General features: G+C 56.8%; 11 protein-coding genes. 8 read left to right on the top strand and 3 right to left on the bottom strand.

What is annotated here, in order from left to right:
* Window positions 1-170: 170 nt before the first annotated feature.
* On the top strand, window positions 171-377 hold the full coding sequence (locus ACOTZD_RS08870) for a DUF1107 domain-containing protein (protein WP_003856054.1): 207 nt from the start codon (window positions 171-173) through the stop codon (window positions 375-377).
* Between the two features lie 76 nt (window positions 378-453).
* On the opposite strand, the gene ACOTZD_RS08865 is transcribed toward ACOTZD_RS08870, so the two are convergent.
* Both ACOTZD_RS08865 and msrA read right to left on the bottom strand, forming a co-directional pair.
* Window positions 454-1,791: a hemolysin family protein gene (locus tag ACOTZD_RS08865; protein WP_022650272.1), complete on the bottom strand. Its 1,338-nt coding sequence runs from the start codon at window positions 1,789-1,791 to the stop codon at window positions 454-456.
* 211 nt (window positions 1,792-2,002) lie between these two features.
* Window positions 2,003-2,644, bottom strand: coding sequence for a peptide-methionine (S)-S-oxide reductase MsrA (gene msrA, locus ACOTZD_RS08860; protein ID WP_003856057.1), 642 nt, complete (start codon window positions 2,642-2,644; stop codon window positions 2,003-2,005).
* A 224-nt stretch (window positions 2,645-2,868) separates the two neighbouring features.
* Here msrA and tamA point away from each other — a divergent pair, with 224 nt between their 5' ends.
* From tamA to ACOTZD_RS08845, 3 genes are read left to right on the top strand one after another with little or no spacing between them, the layout of a single operon-like run.
* A complete protein-coding gene (gene tamA / locus ACOTZD_RS08855; RefSeq protein WP_022650273.1) occupies window positions 2,869-4,602 on the top strand; it encodes an autotransporter assembly complex protein TamA in 1,734 nt (577 codons plus the stop codon).
* Entirely contained in the window at window positions 4,599-8,375 is a 3,777-nt protein-coding gene (gene tamB, locus ACOTZD_RS08850; protein ID WP_421636266.1) for an autotransporter assembly complex protein TamB, read from the top strand. The genes tamA and tamB overlap by 4 nt, the downstream gene beginning before the upstream one ends.
* Window positions 8,376-8,377: 2 nt before the next feature.
* The gene (locus ACOTZD_RS08845; RefSeq protein WP_017383925.1) at window positions 8,378-8,722 is read left to right on the top strand and encodes a gamma-glutamylcyclotransferase family protein; all 345 of its coding nucleotides are present in this window, start codon (window positions 8,378-8,380) and stop codon (window positions 8,720-8,722) included.
* 117 nt (window positions 8,723-8,839) lie between these two features.
* Here the strand turns inward: ACOTZD_RS08845 and ppa are convergent, their stop codons facing one another.
* Window positions 8,840-9,370 (bottom strand): inorganic diphosphatase, encoded by a 531-nt coding sequence (ppa, locus tag ACOTZD_RS08840; RefSeq protein ID WP_006810347.1) that lies wholly within the window; start codon window positions 9,368-9,370, stop codon window positions 8,840-8,842.
* A gap of 309 nt (window positions 9,371-9,679) precedes the next feature.
* On the opposite strand from ppa, the gene ytfQ reads away from it, so the two are divergent.
* The 4 genes from ytfQ to yjfF all read left to right on the top strand — a co-directional run bounded on the left by ytfQ (window position 9,680) and on the right by yjfF (window position 14,295).
* Complete coding sequence (gene ytfQ, locus ACOTZD_RS08835) at window positions 9,680-10,636, top strand: galactofuranose ABC transporter substrate-binding protein YtfQ (RefSeq protein ID WP_017383924.1); 957 nt, start codon at window positions 9,680-9,682, stop codon at window positions 10,634-10,636.
* Between the two features lie 132 nt (window positions 10,637-10,768).
* A complete protein-coding gene (gene ytfR / locus ACOTZD_RS08830) occupies window positions 10,769-12,271 on the top strand; it encodes a galactofuranose ABC transporter, ATP-binding protein YtfR (protein WP_017383923.1) in 1,503 nt (500 codons plus the stop codon).
* 10 nt (window positions 12,272-12,281) lie between these two features.
* A complete protein-coding gene (ytfT, locus tag ACOTZD_RS08825; protein WP_162270440.1) occupies window positions 12,282-13,307 on the top strand; it encodes a galactofuranose ABC transporter, ATP-binding protein YtfT in 1,026 nt (341 codons plus the stop codon).
* Window positions 13,294-14,295, top strand: coding sequence for a galactofuranose ABC transporter, permease protein YjfF (yjfF, locus tag ACOTZD_RS08820; protein WP_023302976.1), 1,002 nt, complete (start codon window positions 13,294-13,296; stop codon window positions 14,293-14,295). The genes ytfT and yjfF overlap by 14 nt, the downstream gene beginning before the upstream one ends.
* Window positions 14,296-14,303: the final 8 nt, after the last annotated feature.

Raw genomic sequence — 14,303 nt, 5'->3', positions numbered from 1 at the left:
CGCTTTGCAAAGATTATTCTGAATAATTGTAATCAAACGGTAAATAAACTTATGCACACTGGGTAAGTACGAGGTTCTGGTCTATAGTCATTGGGCATCAAAATTTGCGCTCAGGACAGTCGGGCCGATTGTGGCACCGCAAGAGCGTATGATTCGCAGGAGATACAAGAATGAAAATTTTCCAACGCTACAACCCGCTTCAGGTGGCGAAGTACGTGAAGATCCTGTTCCGTGGACGGTTGTACATCAAGGATGTTGGCGCTTTTGAGTTCGATAAGGGCAAAATCCTTATCCCGAAAGTGAAGGACAAACAGCACTTGTCTGTGATGTCCGAAGTCAACCGTCAGGTTATGCGTCTGCAAACTGAGATGGCTTAACCAACGTGCTATGCAGTAGTAGTTAAAAAGACGGCTCCCGATGGGAGCCGTTGATGTTTGTGGGGCACACAAAGGATTACGCCGACACCTTCTCTTCCGCATCCGGCAGTTTCGGCACCAGCACGGTCGGTTTGCTATCAATACGCGTTACCAGCAGCTGATCGATGCGGTAGTTATCGATATCCACCACTTCAAACTTGAAGCCGGAGAACTTCACCGAGTCGGTACGTTTCGGGATTTTACGCAGCATAAACATCATAAAGCCGCCGATGGTCTCGTAGTTGCCGGACTGCGGGAACTCGTCGATGTCGAGCACGCGCATGACGTCTTCAATCGGCGTACCGCCATCGATGAGCCATGAATTTTCGTCACGCTGAACAATCTGCTCTTCCAGCCCCTGGCCGACCAGGTCGCCCATCAGGGTCGTCATAACGTCGTTGAGGGTGATAATGCCCACCACCAGCGCGTATTCGTTCATGATCACCGCGAAGTCTTCCCCGGCGGTTTTGAAACTTTCCAGCGCTTCGGAGAGCGTCAGGGTGTCCGGCACAATCAGGGTGTTGCGGATCTGCACGCCGCTGTTCAGCGCCAGGCTCTGGTTTGCCAGCACGCGGTTCAGCAGGTCTTTGGAGTCCACATAGCCGATGATATGGTCGATATCTTCGTTACAGACCAGGAACTTGGAATGTGGATGCTGCGCCACTTTGGTCTTCAGGCTCTGCTCGTCTTCATGCAGATCGAACCAGATGATGTTTTCACGGCCGGTCATGGAGGACGGCACGGTACGGGATTCCAGTTCGAAAACGTTCTCAATCAGCTCGTGCTCCTGCTTGCGCAGCACGCCTGCCAGCGCCCCGGCTTCCACCACGGCATAAATATCATCGGAGGTGATGTCGTCTTTACGCACCATCGGCAGCTTGAAGATGCGGAAAATGACGTTCGCCAGGCCGTTAAAGAACCACACCAGCGGACGGAAGACATAAAGGCAGAAGCGCATCGGGTTGATGATACGCAAAGCCACAGCTTCTGGCGCAATCATACCGATGCGTTTCGGGGTCAGGTCCGCGAATAAAATGAACAAGCCGGTCACCAGGGAGAAGGAGAGGATGAAGCTCAACTGCTCGGCCAGCTCTACGGACATGTACTTAACAAAGAGGCCATAAAACGCCGGAGAAAACGCTGCATCGCCCACGATACCGCCAAGAATGGCGACTGCGTTCAGGCCAATCTGCACCACGGTAAAGAACATGCCGGGGTTTTCCTGCATTTTCAGAATGCGTGATGCGTTGATGTTGCCCTCGTCGGCAAGCAGCTTCAGTTTGATTTTACGGGAGGCAGCCAGCGAGATCTCCGATATCGAGAAAAATGCACTGACGGCAATAAGACAAAGTATTACTAAAATACTGTTTAACATAGTTTATCCGGCTTCTCGCCAGATCCTCAGAAGGGGAGTTGATACCATTCGTGTGAAGACACATTGAAGTCAGCTCGTAGCGTTGAGCCGATTATTTCAGCGGTAGTATAGCGTAAAGACGTGTAAACCTGCCAGAGGTCACGTTTTCGGCAAAAAGTGGCCGGAGGGAGAGGCTGTGCGCCACGCGGCTCGCGTGGCGCTGAAGCCGTAATCAGTCCTGTTGTGGAGGCAGACAGACGCCGATGCCGCCAATGCCGCAGTAGCCGTACGGATTTTTATGCAGGTACTGCTGGTGGTCGTCTTCGGCATAGTAGAACGGTTTCGCGGTAGCGATTTCCGTCGTGACCTGACGTTTATCACCGGCCGCCTGCATCGCTTCCTGGAAACGCGTCAGGCTGGCGTGGGCCGCGGCCTCCTGCTCTGGGGTGAGCGGGTAGATGGCCGAACGGTATTGGGTGCCGTGATCGTTACCCTGACGCATGCCCTGCGCCGGGTCATGGTTTTCCCAGAACACCTGGAGCAGCTGTTCATAGCTAATGACGCTCGGGTCATACACCACACGCACCGCTTCAGCATGACCGGTCTCACCGGAACAGACTTCGCGGTAGGTTGGGTTAGGCGTATATCCTCCGGTGTAGCCCGCAGCGGTGCTGTACACGCCCGGCAGTTGCCAGAACAGGCGTTCTACGCCCCAGAAGCAGCCCATGGCAAACAGGGCGATCTCCATTCCATCAGGAACGTTTGTCATTGAATGGTTGTTTACGGCGTGTAATGTCGCCACTGGCATAGGGGTGTTGCGTCCCGGTAACGCATCGGCTTGTGATACCAGATGCTTTTTATCAAATAAACTCACGGTGGGGCCTCCGGGGTAGCGTTGTTTCGGTTAAGGTTGTCACGAAGCGTTTAATTGAACACAATAAATGCGATGAATGAGTCTAGATTTAATCATAAGAAATATTTGGGTGTTACACCCTTTTTCAACCCGTAATTTGGGTTTTTGGCTTTCAGGCCGTATTTTGCCGCGGAGCGGCACTGCATTTGCTTCCAGGGTGGAAACAGGGATATTCAGGAGAAAACGTGACAAAGATCCGCCAGTTATGTTTAGTCAGCTTACTGCTGACCAGCGGGATTGCCAGCGCGGCGAATGTCCGTTTGCAGGTTGAGGGGTTATCCGGGGCGCTGGAAAAAAACGTGCGTGCGCAGCTTTCTACTATCCAGAGCGATGAGGTCACGCCGGATCGGCGTTTTCGCGCGCGCGTGGATGACGCCATTCGCGAAGGCTTAAAGGCGTTGGGGTACTACGAACCCACCATCGATTTCGATTTACGCCCGCCGCCGGCAAAAGGACGTCAGGTGTTGATTGCCCGCGTCTCGCCGGGCGAACCCGTCCTGATTGGCGGCACGAACGTGGTGCTGCGCGGCGGCGCGCGCACGGATCGTGACTACCTGGATCTGCTCAGCACCCGTCCGAAAGTGGGCACTGTGCTCAATCACGGGGATTACGATCGTTTTAAAAAATCATTAACCAGCGTTTCGCTGCGCAAAGGCTACTTCGACAGCCAGTTCAACAAAAGCCAGCTAGGCGTTGCGCTTGAGCGACGTCAGGCATTCTGGGATATCGATTACGACAGCGGCGAGCGCTACCGGTTTGGCGATGTGACCTTCGAAGGATCGCAAATCCGTGATGAGTATCTGCAAAACCTGGTGCCGTTTAAAAAGGGCGACTACTACCAGTCCAGCGACCTGGGCGAGCTGAACCGTCGTTTGTCCGCGACGGGCTGGTTTAACTCCGTGGTGGTGGCGCCGGAATTTGATAAATCCCGTAAAACGAAAGTGTTACCGCTGCATGGCGTGGTCTCTCCGCGCACCGAAAACACCATTGAGACCGGTGTCGGCTACTCCACGGACGTCGGCCCGCGCGTGAAAGCCTCGTGGAAAAAACCGTGGATGAACTCCTACGGCCACAGCCTGACCACCAGCGTGAGCCTGTCTGCGCCTGAACAGCAGCTGGACTTCAGCTATAAAATGCCGCTGCTGAAAAATCCGCTTGAGCAATACTACCTCGTGCAGGGCGGCTTTAAGCGTACCGATTTGAACGATACCGAGCAGGACTCGACGACGCTTGCGGTATCACGCTTCTGGGATCTCTCCAGCGGCTGGCAGCGCGCCATTAACCTGCGCTGGAGCCTCGACCACTTTACCCAGGCAAACGTCACTAACACCACCATGCTGCTTTATCCGGGCGTGATGATCAGCCGTACCCGCTCGCGCGGTGGCCTGATGCCGACCTGGGGCGACTCTCAGCGCTACTCCATCGATTACTCCAACACTGCCTGGGGCTCCGACGTAGACTTCTCCGTCTTTCAGGCGCAAAACGTCTGGATCCGCACGCTGTACGACAAACACCGCTTTGTGATGCGCGGTAATCTCGGCTGGATCGAAACCGGTGATTTCGAACGCGTCCCGCCGGATCTGCGCTTCTTCGCCGGGGGCGACCGCAGCATTCGCGGGTATAAGTACAAATCGATCTCACCTGAAAACGACAAAGGCCAGTTGACCGGGGCGTCAAAACTGGCGACCGGCTCGCTGGAGTACCAGTACAACGTCAGCGGCAAGTGGTGGGGGGCGATGTTCGTTGACGGCGGTGAAGCGGTGAACGATATCCGCCGCAGCGATTTCAAAACCGGCGCGGGCGTAGGCGTGCGCTGGCAGTCACCGGTCGGGCCCATCAAGCTCGATTTCGCCGTTCCGGTGGGCGACAAAGACGAACACGGTTTACAGTTTTACATCGGTCTGGGGCCTGAATTATGAGTTTATGGAAGAAGATAAGCCTCGGGGTGCTGATTTTTATCGTATTACTGCTCGGTACGGTGGCGTTTCTGGTGGGCACCACCACGGGCCTGCATCTGCTGTTTAACGCCGCGAACCGCTGGGTGCCGGGGCTGGAAATCGGCCAGGTGACGGGCGGCTGGCGCGATCTGCGCCTGAAAAATATCCGTTACGAACAGCCCGGCGTGGCGGTGAACGCGGGCGAGTTTCATCTGGCGGTCAAGCTCGGCTGCCTGCGTGACAGCCAACTGTGCGTAAACGATCTGTCGCTAAAAGACGTTAACGTGGCGATAGATTCCAAAAAAATGCCGAAGTCTGAGCCTGTCGAAGAAGAGGACAGCGGCCCGCTGAATCTCTCCACGCCGTACCCGATTGCGCTCTACCGGGTTGCGCTGGATAACGTCAATATCAAAATCGACGATACGACGGTATCCGTGATGGATTTCACCTCCGGTCTGCGCTGGCAGGAGAAAAACCTCACCCTGACCCCAACCTCCCTGCAAGGGCTGCTGATTGCGCTGCCGAAGGTGGCCGACGTGGCGCAGGAAGAGATCGTCGAGCCGAAGATCCAGAACCCGCAGCCGGAAGAAAAACCGCTGGGCGAAACGCTGAAAGATCTCTTCTCGAAACCGGTTCTGCCGGAGATGACCGACGTGCATCTGCCGCTGAACCTCAATATCGAAGAGTTTAAGGGCGAGCAGCTGCGTCTGACGGGTGATACCGATCTGACAGTCTTCAACATGCTGCTTAAAGTCAGCAGCATCGACGGCAACATGAAGCTCGACGCGCTGGATATCGACTCCAGTCAGGGCTCGGTGAACGCCTCAGGCAACGCGCAGCTGCGCGACAACTGGCCGGTTGATATTACGCTGAACAGCGCCCTGAACATCGATCCGCTGAAGGGCGAAAAGGTGAAGGTGAAGGTCGGCGGCGCGCTGCGTGAGAAGCTGGAGTTCGGCGTGAACCTTTCCGGAGCGGTGGATATGGTGCTGCGCGGGCAAACCCAGCTGGCAGAGGCCGGTTTACCGCTCAACCTTGAGGTTGTCAGCAAGCAGCTTTACTGGCCGTTCACCGGCGAAAAACAGTTCCAGGCTGACGATCTGAAGCTGAAGCTGAGTGGCAAAATGACCGACTACACGCTGTCGTTCCGCACGGCAGTGAAGGGGCAGGGGGTACCGCCCGCCGATATCACCCTGGATGCGAAGGGTAACGAGTTGCAGGTTAACCTCGACAAGCTGACCGTGGCGGCGCTGGAAGGAAAAACAGAGCTGACCGCGCTGCTCGACTGGCAGCAGGCGATCAGCTGGCGCGGCGAGCTGAAGCTGACCGGGATCAACACCGCTAAAGAGGTCCCGGACTGGCCGTCAAAACTGGATGGCCTGATCAAAACCCGCGGTAGCCTGTACGGTGGCACCTGGCAGATGGACGTGCCGGAACTCAAGCTCACCGGCAACGTGAAGCAGAACAAAGTCAACGTAGAGGGCTCGCTTAAGGGCAACAGCTATCTCCAGTGGGTGATCCCGGACCTGCACGTGGCGCTGGGCCGCAACACGGCAGATATCAAAGGCGAGCTGGGGGTGAAAGATCTCGATCTGGATGCCACCATCGACGCGCCAAATCTCGATAACGCCCTGCCGGGTCTTGGCGGCACGGCGAAGGGGTTAGTGAAGGTTCGCGGTACGGTGGAGGCGCCGCAGCTGCTGGCGGACATCACCGCTAATAACCTGCGCTGGCAGGAACTTTCCATTGCCCGCGTGCGCGTCGAAGGGGACGTGAAATCCACCGATCAGATCGGCGGAAGCCTGGACCTGCGCGTGGAGCGTATCTCCCAGCCGGACGTGAACATCAGTCTGGTCACGCTGGCGGCAAAAGGTAACGAAAAGCAGCACGATCTCCAGCTGCGCGTGCAGGGCGAGCCGGTCTCCGGGCAGCTGCACCTGACGGGCAGTTTTGATCGCCAGGCAACGCGCTGGAAGGGCGTACTGGATAACACCCGCTTCAGCACGCCGGTCGGCCCGCTGATGCTGTCCCGATCCATCGCGCTGGACTACCGCAATGCGGAGCAAAAGTTAAGCATTGGGCCACACTGCTGGACCAACCCGAATGCTGAGCTGTGTGTGCCGCAGACCATTGATGCGGGCGCGGAAGGACGCGCGCAGATCAACCTCAACCGTTTCGACCTGGCGATGCTGAAACCGTTTATGCCGGAAACCACCCAGGCCAGCGGGGTCTTCAGCGGTAAAGCGGACGTCGCGTGGGACACCACCAAAGAGGGGCTGCCGCAGGGCAGCGTTACGCTCTCCGGGCGTAACGTGAAGGTGACGCAGGAGGTCAATGACGCGCCGCTGCCGGTAGCGTTCGACACCCTGAATGTGAACGCTGACCTGCGTAACAATCGTGCTGAACTGGGATGGCTGATCCGCCTGACCAACAACGGTCAGTTTGACGGACAGGTGCAAATTACCGATCCGCAAGGGCGGCGCAATCTCGGCGGCAACGTCAATATTCGCAACTTCAACCTGGCGATGGTGAATCCGATCTTCTCGCGGGGAGAAAAGGCGGCGGGGATGCTCAGCGCCAACCTGCGTCTGGCGGGGGATGCGCAAAGCCCGCAGCTGTTTGGCCAGATGCGGTTAAACGGCGTGGACATTGACGGTAACTTTATGCCGTTCGATATGCAGCCAAGCCAGCTGACGATGAACTTTAACGGCCAAAGCTCAACCCTCAGTGGCTCAGTGCTGACGCAGCAGGGACAAATCAACCTGAGCGGTGACGCAGACTGGAGCCAGCTCGACAACTGGCGCGCCCGTATTGCGGCCAAGGGCAGCAGGGTGCGTATCACGGTACCGCCGATGGTGCGCCTGGACGTGTCGCCAGACGTGGTCTTTGAGGCAACGCCGAGTCTCTTCACCCTGGACGGCCGTGTTGACGTACCGTGGGCGCGCATCGTGGTTCACGAAGTGCCGGAAAGCGCGGTTGGCGTCTCCAGTGATGAAGTTATGCTCAATGAAAATCTGAAACCTGTTGAACAGAAGAGCGCGGGCATACCGATCAATAGTAATCTTATCGTGCACGTGGGGAATAACGTGCGTTTGGACGCGTTTGGGCTGAAGGCGAGACTCACAGGTGACCTGAAAGTGGCGCAGGATCAACAGGGGCTTGGCCTCAATGGACAAATCAATATTCCTGAAGGGCGCTTCCATGCCTACGGTCAGGATTTGATTGTGCGTAAAGGCGAGCTGCTGTTCTCCGGTCCACCGGATCAGCCGGTACTCAATATCGAAGCGATACGTAACCCGGAAGCCACCGAAGATGATGTGATTGCGGGCGTGCGCGTGACGGGCTCCGCCGATGAACCTAAGGCAGAGATCTTCTCTGACCCGGCCATGTCGCAACAGGAAGCGCTCTCTTACCTGCTGCGCGGCCAGGGTCTGGATAGCCAACAGGGCGATGGTGCGGCAATGACATCAATGTTAGTCGGTCTGGGGGTTGCACAAAGTGGTCAGGTTGTGGGTAAAATCGGCGAGACGTTTGGCGTAAGCAATCTGGCGCTGGACACTCAGGGCGTGGGTGACTCTTCGCAGGTAGTGGTCAGCGGCTATGTACTGCCGGGTCTACAGGTAAAATATGGCGTGGGGATCTTTGACTCACTGGCTACACTCACGTTACGTTATCGCCTGATGCCTAAGCTATATCTGGAAGCAGTGTCCGGCGTAGACCAGGCACTTGATCTGCTCTATCAGTTTGAGTTTTAGCAATGCGAATATTTGTTTACGGCAGTTTACGAACCAGGCAAGGCAACAGCCACTGGATGACCAACGCCCAGTTGCTGGGAAATTACACAATCGAAAACTACCAGTTGTACAGTCTGGGCCACTATCCAGGCGCAGTTCCGGGGAACGGAACGGTACAGGGTGAGGTTTATCGTATTGATAATGCCACGCTGGCCGAACTTGATGCCTTGCGCACCAGGGGCGGTGAATACGCTCGCCAGTTGATCCAGACACCTTACGGCAGTGCATGGATGTACGTGTACCAACGTTCGGTCGACGGGTTAACGCTGATTGAAAGCGGTAACTGGTTAGACAGAGACCAGTTCTGAAAAACGACAACGCCACCGTAAGGTGGCGTTGTTTTTTTGCGCCCATTCGCACGGGTTACCGGGAGCGAAAGGCACAAAAAAGCCCCGACGCGCGGGGCTTAGTATCAGCAGTAAGAATTACTTCTTAGCAGCACGCTCGAAAGAGGCGATGATTTCTGCTTTCGCCGCTTCTGCGTTATCCCAGCCTTCAACTTTAACCCATTTGCCTTTTTCGAGATCTTTGTAGTGCTCGAAGAAGTGGGCGATCTGCGCTTTCAGCAGCTCTGGCAGGTCGTTCACATCTTTAATGTGATCGTACTCTTTGCTCAGCTTGGTGTGCGGTACAGCAACCAGTTTCGCATCTTCACCCGCTTCGTCAGTCATTTTCAGCACGCCAACAGGACGGCAGCGAATGACGGAGCCTGGCTGCAATGGGTATGGCGTCGGGACCAGTACGTCAACCGGGTCACCGTCCAGAGACAGAGTGTGGTTGATGTAGCCGTAGTTGCACGGATAGAACATGGCGGTAGACATGAAACGGTCAACGAACAGCGCACCGGTGTCTTTGTCGATTTCGTATTTGATTGGATCTGCGTTGGCCGGGATTTCGATCACAACGTAGATGTCTTCTGGCAGTTCTTTACCCGCAGGGACGTTGAGTAAGCTCATGTCGGTGTCCTTTAAAATGGATGGTAAACAAGTGGCAGGTATTATAGCCAACTGGCGCTGAAAGTCTCCGCCTGTTTTCGACTTCTCTCCCTCGCGCCTTCACTTTTCAGACCGTTTCCATGACAGGATAATCCATAAACTCAGCCGCATTTTAAATGTTGAAATGAAAGCGATTACAAACTTGTGATTAACGTTTTATTCACTTTTCTGAAGTGTGATGTAACGCAATCCGTAACATATTCCATTGGCTATAGTTCATCCGCGGAACATCTTTTAACCAACAATAACCTACCCTACGAGGACGTTCATATGTGGAAGCGCTTACTTCTTGTTACAGCAGTTTCGGCAGCCATGTCGTCTATGGCGATGGCCGCACCTTTAACCGTGGGATTTTCGCAAGTCGGATCTGAATCCGGCTGGCGCGCCGCTGAAACGAATGTGGCGAAAAGTGAGGCCGAAAAGCGCGGTATTACGCTGAAAATCGCCGATGGTCAGCAAAAGCAAGAGAACCAGATTAAAGCGGTGCGCTCGTTTATCGCTCAGGGCGTGGATGCCATCTTTATTGCCCCGGTTGTCGCTACGGGCTGGGAGCCGGTGCTGAAGGAAGCCAAAGATGCTGAAATTCCGGTCTTCCTGCTCGACCGTTCCATCGACGTAAAAGACAAATCTCTCTATATGACCACCGTCACCGCCGATAACGTGCTGGAAGGCAAACTGATTGGTGACTGGCTGGTGAAGCAGGTGGATGGCAAGCCGTGTAACGTGGTTGAGTTGCAGGGCACCGTCGGAGCGAGCGTGGCTATCGACCGTAAGAAAGGTTTCGCGGAGGCCATCGCCAAAGCACCAAACATCAAAATCATCCGTTCTCAGTCCGGCGACTTCACCCGCAGCAAGGGTAAAGAGGTCATGGAAAGCTTCATCAAGGCAGAAAATAACGGCAAAAATATTTGCATGGTTTACGCCCACAACGACGACATGGTGATCGGCGCCATCCAGGCCATCAAAGAAGCGGGCCTGAAGCCGGGCAAAGATATCCTCACCGGCTCGATCGACGGCGTACCGGACATCTACAAAGCAATGATTGACGGCGAAGCGAACGCCAGCGTGGAGCTGACGCCAAATATGGCGGGCCCGGCATTCGATGCGCTGGAGAAATTCAAGAAAGACGGCACCCAGCCTGAGAAGTTGACCATCACCAAATCCACGCTCTACCTGCCGGACACGGCGAAAGAAGAGTTAGAGAAGAAGAAAAATATGGGCTACTAAGCCCTCGCCCCCTCACCCTAGCCCTCTCCCCGGAGGGGAGAGGGAAAAGGGCGGGTTGGGCAGAAAATTAAAGATGGGCACGACATAGTCCCCTCTCCCCTCCGGGGAGAGGGTCAGGGTGAGGGGAAAACCATGACCACCGAACAACACCAGGAAATCCTTCGCACAGAGGGCCTGAGTAAATTTTTCCCTGGCGTTAAGGCGCTGGATAACGTTGATTTCAGCCTGCGGCGGGGGGAGATCATGGCGTTGCTCGGCGAAAACGGGGCGGGGAAGTCGACGCTGATTAAAACCCTGACCGGGGTCTATCACGCCGATCGCGGCGCTATCTGGCTGGAAGGTAACGCCATTTCGCCCAAAAACACCGCGCATGCGCAGCAACTGGGGATCGGCACGGTCTACCAGGAAGTGAACCTGCTGCCAAACATGTCGGTAGCGGACAACCTGTTTATTGGCCGCGAGCCCAGACGTTTTGGCCTGCTGCGCCGCAAAGAGATGGAAGCGCGCGCCGCGAAGCTGATGGAATCGTATGGCTTCTCTCTCGACGTGCGCGAACCGCTGAACCGTTTCTCCGTGGCGATGCAGCAGATCGTGGCGATCTGTCGCGCTATCGATCTCTCGGCGAAAGTGCTGATCCTCGATGAACCCACCGCCAGCCTCGATACCCAGGAAGTGGAGATGCTTTTTACCCTGATGCGCCAGCTGCGTAATCAGGGCGTTAGCCTGATTTTCGTGACGCATTTCCTCGATCAGGTTTACGAGGTGAGCGACCGTATAACGGTGCTGCGCAACGGCAGCTTTGTCGGCTGCCGGGAAACCCGCGAGCTGCCGCAGATAGAGCTGGTCAAAATGATGCTGGGCCGCGAGCTGGAGACCAACGCGCTTCAGCGCGCGGGCCGTACGCTGCTGAGCGAAAAACCGATCGCCGCGTTTCACGATTACGGCAGAAAAGGGACCATCGCGCCGTTTAACCTCGAGGTACGCCCCGGTGAAATTGTGGGACTGGCGGGTCTGTTAGGCTCCGGGCGCACCGAAACCGCCGAAGTGATCTTCGGGATCAAACCTGCCGACAGCGGAACGGCGCTGATCAAAGGCAAACCACAAACGTTACGTTCACCGCATCAGGCGTCGTGCCTCGGCGTGGGCTTCTGCCCGGAGGACAGGAAAACGGACGGTATTATTGCCGCCGCCTCGGTGCGGGAAAACATCATTCTGGCGCTACAGGCCCAGCGCGGCTGGCTGCGTCCGATCCCTAAGCGCGAGCAGAACGCGATTGCCGAGCGCTTCATCCGCCAGCTCGGTATACGTACCCCGAGCGCGGAACAGCCCATCGAGTTCCTCTCGGGCGGTAACCAGCAGAAGGTTCTCCTCTCGCGCTGGCTGCTGACCAAACCGCAATTCCTGATCCTCGACGAGCCCACGCGCGGTATCGACGTGGGCGCGCACGCCGAAATCATCCGGCTTATCGAAACGCTCTGCGCCGACGGTCTGGCGCTGCTGGTGATCTCGTCTGAGCTGGAGGAGCTGGTCGGCTATGCCGATCGCGTCATCATCATGCGCGATCGCAGGCAGGTGGCAGAGATCCCGCTGGATAAACTGTCGGTTCCGGCGATCATGAATGCCATCGCGGCGTAAGGAGTCAAATGTGATGTCCCGTTCTCTTTCGCAAACTGGCGAAGCGAAGCGCCGCTTCACCTGGCCGACCGGCACGCCGCAAATCGTGGCGCTGCTGCTGGTGCTGCTGGTGGATAGCCTGGTGGCTCCGCATTTTTTCCAGATCGTCGTGCAGGATGGCCGCCTGTTTGGTAGCCCGATCGACATCTTAAACCGTGCCGCGCCCGTGGCGCTGCTGGCGATTGGTATGACGCTGGTCATTGCCACCGGCGGGATCGACCTCTCCGTCGGTGCGGTAATGGCGATTGCGGGCGCCACCGCCGCCTCGATGACCGTCGCCGGGCACAGCCTGCCGGTGGTTCTGCTGGCCGCGCTGGGCTCCGGCGTGCTAGCCGGGCTGTGGAACGGCATTCTGGTCGCGGTGCTCAAGATCCAGCCGTTTGTCGCGACGTTGATTTTGATGGTGGCCGGGCGCGGTGTGGCGCAGCTTATTACCTCCGGTCAAATCGTCACCTTTAACTCCCCGAGCCTGGCGTGGATCGGCAGCGGTAATTTTCTGTTCTTCCCGACGCCGGTGATCGTCGCGCTGGTGACGCTGGTGGTGTTCTGGCTTTTCACCCGCAAAACGGCGCTCGGGATGTTCATCGAAGCGGTGGGGATTAACATTCGGGCCGCGAAAAACGCCGGGGTAAATACGCGGCTGATGGTGATGCTGACTTACGTGCTGAGCGGCGTCTGTGCTGCGATTGCCGGGGTGATCGTGGCCGCCGATATTCGCGGAGCGGATGCCAATAACGCCGGACTCTGGCTCGAGCTGGATGCGATCCTCGCGGTGGTTATCGGCGGTGGATCGCTGATGGGCGGACGTTTTAATCTGCTGCTCTCGGTGGTGGGGGCGTTGATTATTCAGGGTATGAATACCGGTATTTTGCTCTCCGGGTTCCAGCCGGAGCTGAATCAGGTCGTCAAAGCGGTCGTGGTGCTTATCGTGCTTATCGTGCAGTCGCCGCGCTTTATCACTCTCATTAAGAGGTTCCGCGGTCATGATAAAACGTAATTTGCCGTTAATGATCACGCTGGGCGTGTTCGTGCTGGGATACCTTTACTGCCTGACCCAGTTCCCGGGCTTCGCCTCCACGCGGGTGATTTGCAACATCCTGACCGACAATGCCTTTTTAGGCATTATCGCCGTCGGCATGACGTTTGTGATCCTCTCCGGCGGGATCGATCTCTCCGTTGGGTCGGTGATCGCCTTTACCGGCGTGTTCCTTGCCAAGGCGATTGGCTTTTGGGGCATTTCGCCGCTGCTGGCTTTTCCGCTGGTGCTGGTTATGGGCTGCGCGTTCGGCGCCTTTATGGGGCTTTTGATCGATGCGCTGAAAATCCCGGCCTTTATTATCACCCTCGCCGGGATGTTCTTCCTGCGCGGCGTGAGCTATCTGGTGTCGGAGGAGTCAATTCCCATTAACCACCCGATCTACGACACGCTCTCCAGCCTGGCGTGGAAAATCCCCGGCGGGGGGCGCCTGAGCGCAATGGGGCTGCTGATGCTGGGCGTGGTGGTGATCGGGATCTTCCTCGCCCACCGTACCCGGTTTGGTAACCAGGTTTATGCCATTGGCGGCAGCGCCACGTCCGCGAACCTGATGGGAATTTCCACGCGCAGCACCACTATCCGCATCTACATGCTTTCGACCGGGCTGGCCACGCTCGCGGGGATTGTATTCTCGGTTTATACCCAGGCAGGCTATGCGCTGGCGGGGGTGGGCGTTGAGCTGGACGCCATTGCCTCGGTGGTGATTGGCGGTACGCTGCTCAGCGGCGGGGTGGGGACGGTGCTCGGCACGCTGTTTGGCGTGGCGATCCAGGGGCTGATTCAGACCTATATCAACTTCGACGGCACGCTCAGCTCCTGGTGGACCAAAATCGCCATCGGCATTCTGCTGTTTATTTTTATCGCGCTCCAGCGCGGCCTGACGGTGCTGTGGGAGAACCGCCAGAGCTCGCCTGTTACCCGGGTGAATACCTCTGTAACAGGGCGATAACATGCTGA

This window comes from Enterobacter cloacae complex sp. SHL022, assembly GCF_049237785.1.
In the GTDB taxonomy this organism is placed as follows: Bacteria; Pseudomonadota; Gammaproteobacteria; order Enterobacterales; family Enterobacteriaceae; genus Enterobacter; species Enterobacter hormaechei_C.
The sequence above is the reverse complement of the archived record's forward strand: the minus strand, read 5'-3'. Positions and strand labels throughout refer to the sequence as shown.

Excerpts from the sequence above, each read along its gene's own strand:
- ACOTZD_RS08870 (WP_003856054.1), top strand. The coding sequence starts at position 171 with ATGAAAATTTTCCAACGCTACAACCCGCTTCAGGTGGCGAAGTACGTG.
- ACOTZD_RS08865 (WP_022650272.1), bottom strand. The coding sequence starts at position 1,791 with ATGTTAAACAGTATTTTAGTAATACTTTGTCTTATTGCCGTCAGTGCA.
- tamB (WP_421636266.1), top strand. The coding sequence starts at position 4,599 with ATGAGTTTATGGAAGAAGATAAGCCTCGGGGTGCTGATTTTTATCGTA.
- ACOTZD_RS08845 (WP_017383925.1), top strand. The coding sequence starts at position 8,378 with ATGCGAATATTTGTTTACGGCAGTTTACGAACCAGGCAAGGCAACAGC.
- ppa (WP_006810347.1), bottom strand. The coding sequence starts at position 9,370 with ATGAGCTTACTCAACGTCCCTGCGGGTAAAGAACTGCCAGAAGACATC.
- ytfQ (WP_017383924.1), top strand. The coding sequence starts at position 9,680 with ATGTGGAAGCGCTTACTTCTTGTTACAGCAGTTTCGGCAGCCATGTCG.
- ytfR (WP_017383923.1), top strand. The coding sequence starts at position 10,769 with ATGACCACCGAACAACACCAGGAAATCCTTCGCACAGAGGGCCTGAGT.
- yjfF (WP_023302976.1), top strand. The coding sequence starts at position 13,294 with ATGATAAAACGTAATTTGCCGTTAATGATCACGCTGGGCGTGTTCGTG.